Source organism: Pseudomonas sp. SIMBA_041 (genome assembly GCF_046535095.1).
Lineage (GTDB): Bacteria > Pseudomonadota > Gammaproteobacteria > Pseudomonadales > Pseudomonadaceae > Aquipseudomonas > Aquipseudomonas mucoides.
The window spans coordinates 20,727-37,276 of the sequence record NZ_JAWRXJ010000005.1; the positions used below are offsets into that span (position 1 = coordinate 20,727).

Genomic DNA, 16,550 nt, shown 5'->3' on the forward strand with positions numbered 1-16,550 from the left:
CCTGACTATTCTCATTTGACCTGAAACGGCAGAGGGAATTTACATATGAAGCGGAATTGGAATTACATCAAGGCACTTCTTGAGCAAGTCGAGCAGGCAAATAGAAAAGGAATTCTTCAAGAGCATGCTCTGAACGTAGTGTATGGTCACGACACTCATGACCAGGTCAAAAAGGAGCAGGCGACCCATGCACTCCAGCTCATCGTCAAGGAAGCATTCGTGGAGAGCACCGTGGACGCCTCAGGCGTGGAGACTTTGATCTCGCTCACATGGCGAGGCCATGACCTGCTTGATGACATGAGAGCGAACGTCGCCAAGTACGAATTCAAGCACTTTCATTAAGTCTCCTCCTACTAAGCCTCGCCATCGTGCGGGGCTTTTTCGTTTCAGATGCGTGGTAGAGCAGCGGTCAGCTTGTCGGGCTCATATCCCGAAGGTCGATGGTTCGAATCCATCCCTCGCAACCAATCCACTGCAGCCAGGGCAGCCTCACGGAAGGCTTGGACACTGATAAGCCGGCAATCGCAGTGCTACGACAAAACACCGACAGCCCGCGCATCCAGATCTGACAGTGCTTTCTGAGTGGCGCGAGACTGAATCAGCGAGATTGATGCAATAGGGTGTCGACGTTAGGAAGTCGTTAGCTCGCCATCATAGGTTCGAATCACTCCGTCCCGACCCTATATTTAAAAAGGGTCGCGAGATTTTATCTCGCGGCCCTTTTTTATTTTCAGTGTCCCGTACTGATAGAAAAGCTGCCGCCATTTAGCGCAGCTTTTTCAGCGATCACAGCTCGCTGATACTGACCCAGCGCTGGTCCCGTGCCGCCAGTCGAATCGCCGTCGCCAGTCGCTCCACTTCAAAGGCTTGCTCGAAATCAGTGCCGGCTTGTCCGTGTCCGGCCAAGGCCATGATCAGCTCATGCACTTCCAGCGTCTTCAACTCGTTGTAGCCCAGCTGATGCCCCGGCGCCGGACTGAACGCTGCGTAACCGGGCAGGTTCGGCCCGGCCAATAAACGCTGGAATCCGTCTTGCCCGGCGCGGTACAGGCGTAACTCATTCAAACGTTCCTGATCGAACGCAAGGGTGCCTTGTGTACCACTGATCTCGAAGCTCAGATGATTCTTGTAACCGTGCTTGAGCCAACTGCTGCTGAAGGTACCGCGCGCACCGCTGGAAAAGCGCAGCAAGGCATGAGTCTGATCATCGACAGCAATGTTACGCGGTTCCAGGCTACCGGCCGTGGCCGGGCGCTGACGATGCACGGTCTGGGAATCGGCGCACACTGCTTCGACAGTGCCGAGCAGATGGCGCGCCATGGCGAGCAAGTGGCTACCCAGATCGGCCAGGGCCCCGCCGGCATGTTCGGCCTCACAGCGCCACGACCAAGGGGATGCTGGATCGGCCATGAAGTCTTCGCTGAATTCGCCTTGAAAGCTGATGATCTCGCCGAGACTGCCGTTCAGTATCAGTTCCCTTGCCAGGCCGATGATCGGGTTGTGCTGGTAGTTGTAGCCGACACGCGTGACGACGCCTGCATTCTTGGCTGCCAGGTGCATGGCATTGGCTTGTTCAAGGTTCACCGCCAGCGGCTTTTCGCAGTACACCGCCTTGCCGGCGCGAATAGCGGACATCGCCATCGGGTAGTGCAGGTGGTTGGGTGTGGTGATGGCGATCAGGTTGACCTTGGGATCATCGACCAATTGCTGCCAGTCGTCATAGGCGTGCTCAAAGCCCCAGGCGGTGGCGCATGCTTGCGCACGAACGGGGTCGGCGTCGGCCAGGGCGGCGAGGTGAAGCGTGAAGGGCAGTTCGAATGCCGCACTGACGTTACGAAACGCCAAGGCATGGGCACGACCCATGAATCCCGTGCCGATAAGTCCGATTCCGAGTTCGCGCATGACAGATCCTTTGGATTCTTGTTTTCAGAGATCCAATTAATAGAATATTTATTCCTTTTTATCAATTTATGAAAATAATATTTACATCAGGCTGCTGGATCGCAGCCAGTGATTGGGCGCAGTGGGTTCGGTTCTGCCTCGACAGCCGCTGCGCGCGGAGCCAAACGTCAACGTCTCGGTCAGTCGTCGAACCCGACCTGCTCGTGAATATCGTCGACCTTCAACTCCAGTCGATAGGCCACGGCGATAAACAGCGCCTGGCACAGGCACAGGGTTGCACTCAAAGAACGGAACGCAAACGAACTGCCTTCGTTGACGAGCAGAAGAGTGTTGGCGCGCTTGGCCAGGGGAGAGAGATTGCTGTCGGTGATGATCAGGGTTTTCGCCTGTTGATGCTGGGCGATGCGCAGGCAGTGCTGCGTCTCCTTGCCGTACGGCGTGAAGCTGATGGCGATCACCAGGTCATTGGCGCGCACGCTGCGCATTTGCTCGCGGTAGCTGCCGCCGAGTCCCGAGACCAGGTGGATGCGCTTGTTGGTGTGTTGCAGGTTGTAGACCAGGTAATCGGCTACCGCGAACGAACGGCGCACGCCGACCACGTAGATGTTGTCGGCATTCACCACCATGTCCACGGCCTTGTCGAAGGCCTGGTCATCGAGTTCCAGCCCCAGTCGTTCGATGCCCGACAGGGTCGCATCGATGCACTCGCGCGCCAGGTCGCCGCCGCTGGCTTTCTGCGATTTGTTGGCGATCATGCTGCGAATGCGCTGCTGGTAGTTCTGCACCGGCGTGGTTTTGTGGGTATACGCCTCACGGAACAACGCCTGCATTTCACTGAAGCCGCTGAAGCCGAAACGCTGGGAAAACCGCACGATGGCCGACGGGTGCACTTCGCATTCGCGGGCGATGTCGCTGATGCGGTCGACCATGATCCGGTCGCTTTGCTGGCTCATGTAACTGGCGATGCGTTTGAGCTGGCGCGGCAGGCTGTCGTATTCATTGGTGATCAGCTGCAGCAGACGCTCGGCATTGATCGGGGGGCTGGCGAAATCGCCCTCGGGCGTGCTCTCGGTCGATGCCGGCTGATCGGTGCGGGACATAGGGAATCCTTCAGGCTTGTTCTTATAGGGACGATGGTTCACCTCGTCCCCTGACAATAGGTTGGCTGTGCGCAGTCTACAGGGTAGGCCCGAACAAAATCATGAGCTTGCGGCCATGTGAAGCTTGCTGAATCGATGCACTGCCTCTGGAACGCTCGTATCAAAGTTTATTGGAAAAAATATTCCATGTAAAAAATATATAGAATAATTATTGATATTTCGGTCCCGTACGTTCTAGTCTGCATCCACCAAGAGTGTTCGGCGCGGCCATCGCCTCGAACACAGGCTGATAAAAATAACAGGAGCCAGCATGGGCCAGACTCGTTTTGCCAGTGGACGTCGGTTGGATCTGATTTGTCTGGGGCGCCTTGGCGTCGACCTTTATTCGCAGCAAATCGGGGCGCGGTTGGAGGATGTGAGCAGCTTCGCCAAGTACCTCGGTGGATCGTCCGCCAACATCGCTTTTGGCACGGCGCGCCTGGGTATGAAATCGGCGATGCTGAGCCGGGTGGGTGACGATCACATGGGCCGCTTTTTGGTGGAATCGCTGGCTCGCGAAGGTTGCGACGTCAGCGGCATCAAGGTCGACCCGGAGCGCCTGACTGCCATGGTCCTTCTGGGGCTCAAGGATCGCGAAACGTTTCCCTTGGTCTTCTACCGCGAAAACTGCGCCGACATGGCACTGCGGGCCGAAGACATCAGCGAAGCCTTCATCGCATCCAGCAAAGCGCTGCTGATCACCGGCACCCATTTCTCCACAGACGGCGTGTACAAGGCGAGCATCCAGGCGCTGGATTACGCCGAAAAGCATAACGTCAAACGGGTGCTGGACATCGACTATCGCCCGGTGCTTTGGGGCTTGGCGGGCAAAGCTGACGGCGAAACCCGTTTCGTCGCCGACCAGAACGTTAGTCAGCACGTACAGAAAATTCTCCCGCGTTTTGACCTGATCGTCGGCACTGAAGAAGAGTTTCTGATTGCTGGCGGCTCCGAGGATTTGCTCACGGCATTACGTAATGTCCGGCGGCTGAGCGCTGCGACCCTGGTGGTCAAGCTCGGCCCGCAAGGTTGCACGGTGATTCACGGGGTGATCCCGGAACGTCTCGAAGACGGCGCCATTTATCCGGGTGTGCGAGTGGAGGTGCTCAATGTGTTGGGCGCTGGCGATGCCTTCATGTCGGGCTTCCTTGCCGGTTGGCTGGAAGATGCCAGCGATGAGCGCTGCTGCCAGTTGGCCAATGCCTGTGGTGGTCTGGTGGTCTCCCGCCACGCTTGCGCCCCGGCCATGCCGACCCGCGCCGAACTCGACTATCTGTTTAACAGTCCGGTGCCGATAACCCGGCCTGATCAGGATGAAGTGTTGCAACGTCTGCATCATGTCAGCGTGCCGCGCAGACAGTGGAAGCAGTTGTTCATTTTCGCCTTCGATCATCGTAGGCAACTGGTGGAACTGGCGCACAAGGGCGGGCGCGAGCTGAGCGCCATCGGTGAACTCAAGCAACTGTTTATCAAGGCCGTGGAGCGCGTCGAAACCGATTTGCGCAAGCAAGGCATCGAAGCCGATGTCGGGCTGTTGGCTGATCAACGCTTTGGCCAGGACTCGCTCAACGCCGCCACCGGTCGCGGCTGGTGGGTCGCTCGCCCGGTTGAAGTACAAGGCTCGCGGCCATTGGCTTTCGAGCATGGTCGTTCCATCGGCAGCAACCTGATCGCCTGGCCGCAGGAACAAATCATCAAGTGCCTGGTGCAATTCCACCCTGACGACGAGCCGTTGCTGCGACTGGAGCAGGAAGCACAGATCAAGGGTTTGTATCAGGCCTCCCAGGTCAGCGGTCATGAACTGCTGCTGGAAATCATCCCGCCCAATGATCATCCGTCGACCCATCCGCATGTGTTGTATCGCGCCCTCAAACGCCTTTACAACCTGGGCATTTACCCGGCCTGGTGGAAGATCGAAGCGCAGAGCGCCGAACAGTGGCAGCAACTCGACGAGCTGATTCAGGCGCGTGATCCGTATTGCCGAGGCGTGGTGTTACTGGGCTTGAATGCGCCGGCCGCAGCATTGGCCGAAGGGTTTCAACAGGCCAGCAAGAGCCAGACTTGCCGTGGTTTCGCCGTCGGCCGAACGATTTTCCAGGAGCCGAGCCGCGCGTGGATGGCCGGTGAAATCGACGATGAAACGCTGATCCGTCAAGTGCAGGACACGTTTGTAGAGCTGATCGATGCCTGGCGCACAGCCCGAAGCTGAACATTTTCAATGTGCGAACACTGAACCTGTGGGAGCGAGCTTGCTCGCGATGGGGCCTTCAAAGGCACCAAGATCAACGCGAGCAAGCGCGCTCCCACAGGGTTTTGTGTCGCTCTTACTGGTTAGAAAAAACAATAAAAGGTGCAGCCATGCCCGCTATTCGAATTGGCATCAACCCGATCTCCTGGAGCAACGACGACCTGCCGTCCCTCGGTGGCGAGACGCCGCTGAGCACCGCGTTGAGCGAAGGCAAGGAAATCGGCTACGAAGGTTTCGAACTCAACGGCAAGTTCCCCAAGGATGCCAAAGGCGTCGGTGACGTGCTGCGGCCGTATGACCTGGCGCTGGTGTCCGGCTGGTATTCCAGTCGTCTGGCCCGTCGCTCGGTGGCCGAAGAAATCGACGCCATCGGCAGCCATGTCGAGTTGTTGGCGAAGAACGGCGCCAAGGTGCTGGTATACGGCGAAGTCGCTGACTCCATTCAAGGCCAGCATATCCCGTTGGTCGAACGCCCGCAGTTCCACACCGAGCGCGCCTGGCAGGAATACGCCGACAAGCTCACCGAACTGGCACGTTTCACCCTGTCCCAAGGCGTGCGCCTGGCCTATCACCACCACATGGGTGCCTACGTCGAATCCCCGACCGACATCGACAAACTGATGGCGCTGACCGGCAGTGAAGTCGGTCTGCTGTTCGATTCGGGGCATTGCTACATGGGCGGTGGCGAACCCTTGCAGGTGCTGCGAAAACACATCAAACGCATCTGCCACGTGCATTTCAAGGACGTGCGCAAGCCAGTGGTGCAGTTGGCGCGCAACAACCTGTGGAGCTTCCCGGACTGCATCATCAACGGCACGTTCACTGTGCCCGGCGATGGCGATATCGATTTTGGCGCTTTGCTCGACGTACTGCTGGCCGCCGATTACCACGGCTGGCTGGTGGTCGAAGCCGAGCAGGATCCAGCGGTGGCGCCGAGTTATGCCTACGCCAAAAAAGGCTACGACACCCTGCACGCACTGCTCGACGAGAGGATTGCACTATGAGCCTGCTGGTCAAAAGCAATGCCCGTGGCCGGACCATGGTCGAGCTGGGCAAAGGTGAGCTGCAATACGTCGGCTTCGCCGCTTACCGCTTGAGCCTGGGCGAAACCCTGCCGGTGTCGGCCGGTGATAAAGAGCTGTGCCTGGTGCTGCTCAGCGGCCGGCTCAGCATCAAGGGTGAAGCGCCGGGGCAGGGCGCATTCGACTGGGACAACATCGGTGATCGTCAGTCGGTGTTCGAAGACAAATCCCCCTTCGCCGCGTACTTGCCACCGGGCAGTCAGGCGCAAGTGGTCGCGCTCAGCGACGTGCAAATCGCCGTGTGCGCCGCGCCCGGTTCAGTGAGCAACGGCCTCGGCCCACGGCTGATCAAACCTGACACCATGAAGCGCAGCGTGCGCGGCAAAGACGCCAACACCCGTTACGTCTGCGACATTCTGCCGGACACCGAACCGGCTCATTCGCTGCTGGTGGTGGAAGTGCGTACGCCGTCGGGTCACTCCTCAAGCTACCCGCCGCACAAGCACGACACCGACGATTTGCCGCACCAGAGTTTTCTCGAAGAAACCTATTACCACCAGATCAACCCGCCCCAGGGCTTCGTATTTCAGCGGGTGTACACCGATGATCGCAGCATCGATCAGGCCATGGCCGTGGAAAACAGCGACCTGGTGGTCGTGCCGAAGGGGTACCACCCGGTCAGCGTTCCGTACGGCTATGAGTCGTATTACCTGAACGTGATGGCCGGACCGAAACGTGTCTGGCAGTTCCATAACGATCCGCAGCACAGCTGGCTGCTGGATCTCTGAACCAGACAGCCTGAATTCCAACTTCTGCACGGAGAACACGATCAATGAGCAATGCCCCGATCATCGGCCATTACATCCACGGTCAAGTGCTGGACAGCAGCAGCGAACGGTTCAGCAACGTCTTTAACCCGGCCACCGGCAGCGTCCAGGCGCGCGTCGGGCTGGCCAGCCAGAAGACCGTAGACGAAGCCGTCGCCTCGGCCCTGAAAGCCTTTCCGGGCTGGTCCGAACAGTCGTCCTTGCGCCGTTCTCGGGTGATGTTCAAATTCAAGGAATTGCTCGACCAACATCACGATGAGCTGGCAGAAATCATCAGCCGCGAACACGGCAAGGTGTTTTCGGACGCCAAGGGCGAAGTCACCCGGGGCATCGAAATCGTCGAGTACGCCTGTGGTGCGCCGAACCTGCTGAAAACCGAGTTCAGCGACAACATCGGCGGCGGCATCGACAACTGGAACCTGCGTCAGCCGCTGGGTGTGTGCGCCGGCGTCACGCCATTCAACTTCCCGGTGATGGTGCCGCTGTGGATGATCCCGCTGGCGCTGATCACCGGTAACTGCTTCATCCTCAAGCCGTCCGAGCGCGATCCGTCCGCCAGTGTGCTGATGGCCCGCCTGTTGAGCGAAGCCGGTTTGCCCGATGGAGTGTTCAACGTGGTCCAGGGCGATAAAACCGCGGTCGACGCCCTGCTGCAGCACCCGGACATCGAGGCCATTTCCTTTGTCGGTTCGACACCGATTGCCGAATACATCCACCAGCAAGCCACCTCGCGTGGCAAGCGTGTGCAGGCACTGGGCGGGGCGAAGAATCACATGATCGTCATGCCCGATGCCGATCTGGATCAAGCAGCGGATGCCCTGATCGGCGCGGCTTACGGCTCGGCCGGCGAGCGCTGCATGGCGATTTCGATTGCCGTGGCAGTGGGCGATGTCGGCGACTCACTGATTGCCAAACTGCTGCCGCGCATTGATCAGCTCAAAGTCGGCAACGGTCTGAAGGGTGACAGTGACATGGGGCCGTTGGTGACGGCCGAGCACAAGGCCAAAGTCGAAGGTTTCATCGACGAAGGCGTAGCCCAGGGCGCACAGCTGATCGTCGACGGTCGCCACTTCAAGGTGCCAGGCGCCGAGAACGGCTTCTTTGTCGGCGCGACGCTGTTCGACAACGTCACGACCGAGATGAGCATCTACCAGCAGGAAATTTTCGGACCGGTGCTGGGCATCGTACGGGTGCCGGATTTCGCCAGCGCCGTCGCGTTGATCAACGCCCACGAGTTCGGCAACGGCGTGTCCTGTTTCACCCGCGATGGCGGCATCGCCCGTGCCTTCGCCCGCACCATCAAGGTCGGCATGGTTGGCATCAATGTACCGATTCCGGTGCCAATGGCCTGGCACTCGTTCGGCGGCTGGAAACGCTCGCTGTTCGGCGATCACCACGCTTACGGCGAAGAGGGCATCCGCTTCTACAGCCGCTACAAAAGTGTGATGCAGCGCTGGCCTGACAGCATCGCCAAGGGCCCTGAATTCAGCATGCCGACGGCCAATTGATACACCTGTGCGGAGAATAACAACAATGAGCAAACCCCTGCGTTTCGCCCTGAACCGTATGGTCGCCCCACGCTTGTCCCTGCCGGCATTCATCGAGTTGGCGGTGGCCCTCAAGGCCGACGCCATCGAAATTCGCAACGACCTTAAAGGGGTCGAGATCGAGGACGGCACGGCACCCGAGCGCGTCCGTGAATTGTGCGCGGCCAAAGGCGTTACCGTGCTGTCGATCAACGCGTTGTATCCATTTGATGTGTGGAATGACGAGCGCCGTGCGCAGGCCCTGAAACTGGCGGCTTATGCCCGTGATTGCGGCGCGCAAGGGTTGGTCATGTGTCCGCTAAACGACCGTGCCGATCCGCGTACCGAGGCCGCACGCGCTTCAGGGCTGCGCACGGCGTTGACTGAACTGGCGCCGATCCTGCGTGAACACGGCATTGTCGGTTTCATCGAGCCGCTGGGGTTCGAAGAGTGCTCGCTGCGCCGCAAGCGCACAGCGGTGGACGCGATCAAGGCCATCGGCGGGCTGGATGTGTTCCGTCTGGTGCATGACACCTTTCATCACCACTTGGCTGGCGAACATGAATGCTTCCCCGAGCTGACCGGGCTGGTGCACATCTCCGGCGTCGAGGATGCCGAGGCCCCGTTGGCGACCATTCGAGACGGTCATCGGGTGCTGGTGGGCGAGGGCGACATTCTTGGCAACGCGGCGCAAATCGACGCTTTGCTCAGCAGCGGTTATAGCGGCTACCTGTCGTTCGAACCGTTTGCCGACAGCGTCCATGGCCTGGCGGATATCCAGCAGGCGATTGGGGCGAGCATGGATCACCTGCAAAAAACCCTGGCCTGAGGCCAACGCGGATCAAATGTGGGAGCGAGCCTGCTCGCGAAAGCGCTGTGTCAGGCGACATCGATATTGACTGTGCCGCGGCCTTCGCGAGCAGGCTCGCTCCCACAGGGTTTCTTCGTTTATTGAAGGATCGGTTATGACTACGACACGACTGACCATGGCCCAGGCCCTGGTGAAATTCCTCGATAACCAGTACATCGAGGTCGATGGGGTTCAAAGCAAATTCGTCGCCGGGATCTTTACCATTTTCGGTCACGGCAACGTGCTGGGCCTGGGACAGGCCCTGGAGCAGGACAGTGGCGACTTGATCGTCCATCAGGGCCGCAACGAGCAGGGCATGGCCCACGCGGCGATCGGCTTTGCCAAGCAGCACCTGCGGCGCAAGATCTACGCCTGCTCGTCATCGGTAGGCCCGGGGGCGGCGAACATGCTGACGGCCGCTGCGACGGCGACCGCCAACCGCATTCCCTTGCTGCTGTTGCCCGGCGACGTTTACGCCTGCCGCCAACCGGACCCGGTGCTGCAACAGATCGAGCAGTTCCACGACCTGAGCATCAGCACCAACGACGCGTTCAAGGCCGTGAGCAAATACTGGGACCGCATCAACCGTCCCGAACAACTCATGACGGCGGCGATCCACGCCATGCGCGTGCTCACCGATCCCGCTGAAACCGGCGCGGTGACCCTGGCCTTGCCACAAGATGTGCAGGCCGAGGCCTACGACTATCCTGATTACTTCCTGCAAAAGCGCGTGCACCGCATCGAGCGTCGTCCGGCGACTGAAGCGATGCTCGGTGATGCGCTGGCACTGTTCAAAGGCAAGCGCAAGCCGCTGATCATTTGCGGCGGTGGGGTTCGTTACTCCGGCGCCAATGCGGCCTTGCAGGCGTTTGCCGAGCGCTTCGATATTCCTTTCGCCGAAACCCAGGCCGGCAAAAGTGCGGTGGTGTCCAGCCACCCGCTGAACGTCGGCGGGATCGGTGAAACCGGCTGCCTGGCGGCGAATCTGTTGGCCAGGGACGCGGATCTGATTATCGGTATCGGCACCCGCTACAGCGATTTCACCACCGCGTCGAAATCCCTGTTCCAACACCCGGACGTGCAATTTCTCAACCTGAATATCAGCCCCTGCGATGCCCTGAAGCTCGACGGCGCGCAACTGCTGGCGGACGCCAAAGTCGGTTTGCAAGCCCTGGCTGAAGCCTTGGGCGATTACCGCTCCGCGTGGGGCGACCAACCGCATCTGGCCAAGGTGCAACTGGACGAAGAAGTCGACCGGATCTATCAGGTCGAATACCAGGCGAAAGATTTCGTCCCGGAAATCAACGACCACATGGACCCGGCCGTATTGCGTGAATTCATCGAGCTGACCGGTTCCTGCCTGACCCAGAGCCGCGTGCTCGGCGTGCTTAACAAAACCCTGGCCGACGACGCGGTGATCGTCGCCGCGGCCGGCAGCTTGCCCGGGGACTTGCAGCGCAGCTGGCGCAGCAAGGGGGTGAACACCTATCACGTCGAGTACGGTTATTCCTGCATGGGTTACGAGGTCAACGCCGCCTTGGGTGTGAAGCTCGCCGAGCCTGAACGAGAGGTCTACGCGCTGGTTGGCGATGGCTCTTACATGATGCTGCATTCTGAACTGGCGACCTCGATCCAGGAGCGCCGCAAGATCAACGTGGTGCTGCTCGACAACATGACCTTCGGTTGCATCAACAACCTGCAGATGGGCAACGGCATGGACAGCTTCGGCACCGAGTTCCGGTTTCGCAACCCGGAAACCGGCAAGCTCGACGGCGGTTTCGTGCCGGTGGATTTCGCCATGAGCGCGGCGGCTTATGGCTGCAAGACCTACAAGGTGAACACGGTCGAAGCGCTGCAAGCCGCATTGGCCGATGCGCGCTTGCAGACCGTGTCGACGCTGATCGACATCAAGGTCCTGCCCAAAACCATGATTCACGGCTACCTGTCGTGGTGGCGGGTCGGCGTGGCGCAAGTCTCCACCAGCGCCCGCACCAATGCCGCGGCCAAGACCCTGAACGAACGACTGGCCAAGGCCCGTCAGTACTGATTGCCCTGAAACGCACAACAACACATCTAGGAGTCTTTTCATGTCTTTGAAGCTTGGAGTCATCGGCACCGGGGCCATCGGCCAAGACCATATCCGTCGTTGCAGTCAAACCTTGCTTAACAGCCAGGTCGTTGCCGTCACCGACATCAACTTGCAACAGGCCGCCAATGTGGTGTCCGACCTGAAGCTGACTGCCGAGGTCTATCCCGACGGCCACGCGCTGATCAAGGCGCCGGAGGTCGAAGCGATCCTCGTCACCTCCTGGGGACCGAGCCACGAAGAGTTTGTGCTGGCGGCGATCGCGGCGGGTAAACCGGTGTTTTGCGAGAAGCCGCTGGCGGTCACCGCTGCAGGCTGCCGCAAAATCGTCGAGGCTGAAGTGGCTCACGGCAAGCGCCTGGTTCAGGTCGGTTTCATGCGTCCCTATGACGAAGGCTATCGGGCACTCAAAGCCGTGATCGACAGCGGTCAGATTGGTGAGCCATTGATGTTGCACTGCGCGCACCGCAACCCGACCGTGGGTGAAAACTACAAGACCGACATGGCAATCACCGACACGCTGATCCATGAGCTGGATGTGTTGCGCTGGTTGCTCGATGACGACTACGTCTCGGTGCAGGTCGTATTCCCGCGCAAGACCAGCAAAGCCCTCGCGCACCTGAAAGACCCGCAGATCGTATTGCTGGAAACCGCCAAGGGCACGCGCATCGACGTGGAAGTGTTCGTTAACTGCCAATACGGCTACGACATCCAGTGCGAAGTGGTGGGGGAGACCGGCATCGCCAAATTGCCGGAGCCTTCGCAGGTTCAATTGCGCAGCGGGGCGAAGCTGTCCAACGCGATTCTGATGGACTGGAAGGATCGGTTTATCGCCGCGTATGACGTGGAGTTGCAGGCGTTCATCGATGGCGTACGCGCCGGGCAGGTGGGGGGGCCGTCAGCGTGGGACGGGTTTGCAGCCGCAGTCGCTGCAGATGCGTGCATCGAGGCGCAGAACAGCGGGGCGATCGTCAACGTGGCTCTCCCTGATCGCCCGCACTTCTACGGCTAACCGGCCTCCCTGTAGGAGCAAGCTCGCTCCCACAGGGTCCGCGTTCTATAAGGAGAATATTCCATGCGTATCGGACTTGTCGGTTACGGCCATGGCGGCCGGTTTTTCCATGCTCCGCTGATCAGCAGTTTGCCGACGGCGACGTTTGTGGGGGTGGTCACCCGTTCGCCAGAGCGCCGACAGTTGCTGGCGGCCGAGCACCCTGGGGTGCCAGCGTTCGACAGCATCGGCCAACTGGTGGAGGCCGGGATCGATGTGCTGGTGGTGTCCACTCCGCTCAAGGGGCGTCCGGCGCTGGTACTCGACGGCATCGAACACGGTGTGGCGGTGGTCAGCGACAAACCGTTTGCCGCTGACGCGCAGCAAGCGCAAACCCTGATCACCATGGCCGAGCGCCAGGGCGTGCAACTCAGCGTCTACCAGAACCGTCGCTGGGACTCGGACTTCCTGACCGTGCGCAAACTCATCGAATCCGGTGCGTTGGGCCAGGTCACCCGTTTTGAATCGCGGATCGAACGTTACTCACCACAGGCGGTGAACAACGGCAGTGGCGGCGGCTTCCTGCGCGATCTGGGTAGCCACCTGGTGGATCAGGCGTTGCTGTTGTTCGGCCCGGTAACAAAGGTCTACGCCGAACTGGAGTACCTGGAAAAAGGCCAGGTTTTCGATAACGGCTTCTTTGTGTCCCTGACCCATGCCAGTGGCGTGACCTCACACTTGGGCGGCAGTTGCCTGCAAAGCACTCCCGGCCCGCGCTTTCGGGTGACCGGCACCCAAGGCTGTTACAGCGTTGATGGCCTGGACGGGCAAGAAGCATTGGCACTCGCCGGGCTCTCGCCAAAGTCCGAAGGTGAACGTTGGGGGGTTGAAGAGCATCGCCGCTGGGGCTGGTTTGAACAGGGCGAACGGCGCGAACGGGTTCCGTCCGAGCGCGGTTGCTGGAATCAGTTCTATTTACAGCTGCAAGTCGCGTTGCACAGCGGTGGCCCGCTGCCTGTGGACGCCTATGACGCACTGGCGACCACCCGCGTGCTAGACGCTGCGCGACTGAGTTTCGAGCGGCATCAAGTGGTGGAGTTGAGCCCGTTCAAGCGTCATGGAACAAAATCAGAATAAAATTCTAAAATGAGTTGATATGGAAATTATTTTCCAATAAAGTCATTTTCAGCGACCTGCCTCGCGACCCGTTTCAACCCTTTGCGCTTGCCTGCTTACTGAAATCGTCACGCCTCATCCATAAAACCAACAAGAATGTGGAGAAAGACTTTTCATGAAGACCAAGATCCGCTTTGCCTCTCTTGCCTTGTCCCTGATGTTCGCCAGCGGCGCGGCGCTCGCCGATATGAAAATCGGCGTCAGCATGTCCCAGTTCGATGACACCTGGCTGACCTACCTGCGCGAATCCATGGACAAAAAAGCCAAGTCCTATCCCGAGGGCGTGCAGTTGCAATTCGAAGACGCTCGCAGCGACGTGGTGAAGCAACTGAGTCAGGTAGAAAGTTTCATCAGCCAGAAGGTTGATGCCATCGTGGTCAACCCGGTGGATACCGCCGCCACCCGGAAAATCACCGAAGCCGCCGTCAAGGCCGGCATCCCGCTGGTCTACGTCAACCGCCGCCCCGATGACCTGAAGCTGCCCAAAGGCGTCGTGACTGTCGCCTCCAACGACCTGGAAGCCGGGGAAATGCAGATGCAGTACCTGGCTGACAAGATGGGCGGCAAGGGTGACATCGTGATTCTGCTGGGCGACCTCGCGAACAACTCCACCACTAACCGCACCAAGGGCGTCAAAGACGTACTGGCCAAATACCCGAACATCAAGATCGAGCAAGAGCAGACCGGTACCTGGTTGCGAGACAAGGGCATGACCCTGGTGAACGACTGGCTGACCCAGGGCCGCAAGTTTGACGCGGTCATCGCCAACAACGACGAAATGGCGATCGGTGCCGCGATGGCACTTCAACAGGCTGGCGTCGACAAAGGCAGCGTCCTGATCGCAGGTGTCGACGGTACGCCGGACGGCTTGAACGCGATCAAGAAAGGCAACATGACGGTGTCGGTGTTCCAGGACGCCAAGGGTCAGGCCGACGGCTCCATCGACACCGCCGTGAAAATGGCCAAAAACGAGCCGGTTGAACAGGCCGTTTGGGTGCCGTACCGCTTGATCACCCCGCAAAACGTCGACACGTTCAAATAGCCCGTCCGTTCAATAACAACAATAAATACGCAAGGTTGCGACCGCGACCTTGCTGATGGAGTACCTGATCATGTTCGCTTCAGCGACTGCTTCGAGCCCCCCGTTGGTGGGTATCCAGCCAACTGCAACACCTGTCGATGAGCCGTACCTGCTGGAGATCATCAACGTCAGCAAGGGGTTTCCCGGTGTGGTGGCCTTGTCCGATGTGCAGCTTCGGGTACGCCCCGGTTCTGTCTTGGCCCTGATGGGCGAAAACGGCGCCGGCAAATCCACCCTGATGAAAATCATTGCCGGCATCTACCAGCCCGACGCCGGTGAACTGCGCCTGAAGGGCAAGCCGGTGGTTTTTGAAACGCCACTGGCTGCGCTCCAGGCCGGGATCGCGATGATCCATCAGGAACTCAACCTGATGCCGCACATGAGCATCGCCGAGAACATCTGGATCGGCCGTGAACAACTCAACGGTTTCCACATGGTCGACCACCGGGAAATGCACCGCTGTACGGCGAAACTGTTGGAACGCCTGCGGATCAACCTCGATCCGGAAGAGCAGGTGGGCAACCTGAGCATCGCCGAGCGGCAGATGGTCGAGATTGCCAAAGCGGTGTCCTACGACTCCGACGTCCTGATCATGGACGAACCGACTTCGGCCATCACCGACAAGGAAGTCGCCCACCTCTTTTCGATCATTGCCGACCTCAAAAGCCAAGGCAAAGGCATCATCTACATCACCCACAAAATGAACGAAGTATTCGCTATCGCCGATGAAGTGGCGGTGTTCCGCGACGGCGCCTACATAGGCCTGCAGCGGGCCGACAGCATGGACAGCGATAGCCTGATTTCGATGATGGTCGGTCGTGAGTTGAGCCAGTTGTTTCCAGTGCGTGAAAAGCCGATTGGCGATTTGCTGCTGTCGGTGCGCGACCTCACGCTGGATGGCATCTTCAAAGGTGTCTCTTTCGACCTGCATGCCGGGGAAATCCTTGGCATTGCCGGGTTGATGGGCTCCGGCCGGACCAACGTTGCCGAAGCGCTTTTCGGGATTACCCCAAGCGACAGTGGCGAGATGCGTCTCGATGGCGAGGTGGTGCGCATCAGCGATCCGCACATGGCGATCGAGAAGGGCTTCGCCTTGTTGACCGAGGATCGCAAGCTCAGCGGCCTTTTCCCATGCCTCTCGGTATTGGAGAACATGGAAATGGCGGTGCTGCCGCACTACGTCGGCCACGGCTTCATCCAGCAAAAAGCCTTGCGGGTCTTGTGCGAAGACATGTGCAAGAAGCTGCGGGTAAAAACCCCCTCACTGGAGCAGTGCATCGATACCTTGTCGGGCGGTAATCAACAGAAAGCCTTGTTGGCGCGCTGGCTGATGACCAACCCACGCATCCTGATTCTCGACGAGCCGACCCGCGGTATCGATGTCGGCGCCAAGGCCGAGATTTACCGCCTTATCTCCTACCTCGCCAGCGAAGGCATGGCCGTCATCATGATTTCCTCGGAGCTGCCGGAAGTGCTCGGCATGAGCGACCTGGTAATGGTCATGCACGAGGGCGACCTGATGGGCACCCTCGACCGCAGCGAAGCGACTCAGGAACGAGTGCTGCAACTGGCCTCGGGAATGTCCCCGTGTCATTAAATCAAGGGTGAGCACGGTTTCTGTGACGAGGGGGGGTGCTCCCGCCGGGGTGCCAAGCGGCCCCAATGTCTCGGATTGACCGTAGAACTGGCGAGCGCTGCGCAC

The 16,550-nt window shown here is 59.4% G+C and carries 13 protein-coding genes and 1 tRNA gene; 12 read left to right on the forward strand and 2 right to left on the reverse strand.

Annotation, left to right across the window (positions count from 1 at the left end; translation table 11 throughout):
• Positions 1 to 45 precede the first annotated feature (45 nt).
• Both SB725_RS12735 and SB725_RS12740 read left to right on the forward strand, forming a co-directional pair.
• The gene (locus SB725_RS12735; protein WP_027921476.1) at positions 46 to 342 is read left to right on the forward strand and encodes a DUF2513 domain-containing protein; all 297 of its coding nucleotides are present in this window, start codon (positions 46 to 48) and stop codon (positions 340 to 342) included.
• A gap of 49 nt (positions 343 to 391) precedes the next feature.
• Positions 392 to 467, forward strand: a tRNA-Met gene (locus SB725_RS12740).
• 319 nt (positions 468 to 786) lie between these two features.
• Here SB725_RS12740 and SB725_RS12745 read toward each other — a convergent pair.
• Positions 787 to 1,902 carry a Gfo/Idh/MocA family protein gene (locus SB725_RS12745; protein WP_059181172.1) on the reverse strand — a complete coding sequence of 372 codons (1,116 nt, stop codon included), beginning with the start codon at positions 1,900 to 1,902 and terminating at the stop codon, positions 787 to 789.
• A 179-nt stretch (positions 1,903 to 2,081) separates the two neighbouring features.
• A complete protein-coding gene (locus tag SB725_RS12750) occupies positions 2,082 to 3,002 on the reverse strand; it encodes a MurR/RpiR family transcriptional regulator (protein WP_027921474.1) in 921 nt (306 codons plus the stop codon).
• A gap of 310 nt (positions 3,003 to 3,312) precedes the next feature.
• On the opposite strand from SB725_RS12750, the gene SB725_RS12755 reads away from it, so the two are divergent.
• From SB725_RS12755 to SB725_RS12800, 10 genes are all read left to right on the forward strand, one after another.
• Complete coding sequence (locus tag SB725_RS12755; protein ID WP_027921473.1) at positions 3,313 to 5,250, forward strand: bifunctional 5-dehydro-2-deoxygluconokinase/5-dehydro-2-deoxyphosphogluconate aldolase; 1,938 nt, start codon at positions 3,313 to 3,315, stop codon at positions 5,248 to 5,250.
• A 149-nt stretch (positions 5,251 to 5,399) separates the two neighbouring features.
• Positions 5,400 to 6,293: a myo-inosose-2 dehydratase gene (iolE, locus tag SB725_RS12760; protein ID WP_059181170.1), complete on the forward strand. Its 894-nt coding sequence runs from the start codon at positions 5,400 to 5,402 to the stop codon at positions 6,291 to 6,293.
• The gene (gene iolB, locus SB725_RS12765) at positions 6,290 to 7,099 is read left to right on the forward strand and encodes a 5-deoxy-glucuronate isomerase (RefSeq protein WP_410921868.1); all 810 of its coding nucleotides are present in this window, start codon (positions 6,290 to 6,292) and stop codon (positions 7,097 to 7,099) included. Before iolE ends, iolB begins: the two co-directional genes overlap by 4 nt.
• Before the next feature lie 44 nt (positions 7,100 to 7,143).
• Positions 7,144 to 8,646 (forward strand): CoA-acylating methylmalonate-semialdehyde dehydrogenase, encoded by a 1,503-nt coding sequence (locus tag SB725_RS12770; protein ID WP_027921470.1) that lies wholly within the window; start codon positions 7,144 to 7,146, stop codon positions 8,644 to 8,646.
• 25 nt (positions 8,647 to 8,671) lie between these two features.
• Complete coding sequence (locus SB725_RS12775; RefSeq protein WP_027921469.1) at positions 8,672 to 9,493, forward strand: TIM barrel protein; 822 nt, start codon at positions 8,672 to 8,674, stop codon at positions 9,491 to 9,493.
• 136 nt (positions 9,494 to 9,629) lie between these two features.
• Positions 9,630 to 11,561, forward strand: a complete 1,932-nt coding sequence (gene iolD / locus SB725_RS12780) for a 3D-(3,5/4)-trihydroxycyclohexane-1,2-dione acylhydrolase (decyclizing) (protein WP_410921869.1) — start codon at positions 9,630 to 9,632, stop codon at positions 11,559 to 11,561.
• A gap of 40 nt (positions 11,562 to 11,601) precedes the next feature.
• Positions 11,602 to 12,612, forward strand: coding sequence for a Gfo/Idh/MocA family protein (locus tag SB725_RS12785; protein WP_027921467.1), 1,011 nt, complete (start codon positions 11,602 to 11,604; stop codon positions 12,610 to 12,612).
• A 63-nt stretch (positions 12,613 to 12,675) separates the two neighbouring features.
• Positions 12,676 to 13,728, forward strand: a complete 1,053-nt coding sequence (locus SB725_RS12790) for a Gfo/Idh/MocA family protein (RefSeq protein WP_410921871.1) — start codon at positions 12,676 to 12,678, stop codon at positions 13,726 to 13,728.
• Positions 13,729 to 13,882: 154 nt separating this feature from the next.
• Positions 13,883 to 14,809 (forward strand): sugar ABC transporter substrate-binding protein, encoded by a 927-nt coding sequence (locus SB725_RS12795; RefSeq protein WP_027921465.1) that lies wholly within the window; start codon positions 13,883 to 13,885, stop codon positions 14,807 to 14,809.
• A 70-nt stretch (positions 14,810 to 14,879) separates the two neighbouring features.
• Positions 14,880 to 16,445: a sugar ABC transporter ATP-binding protein gene (locus SB725_RS12800; protein WP_410921874.1), complete on the forward strand. Its 1,566-nt coding sequence runs from the start codon at positions 14,880 to 14,882 to the stop codon at positions 16,443 to 16,445.
• Positions 16,446 to 16,550: the final 105 nt, after the last annotated feature.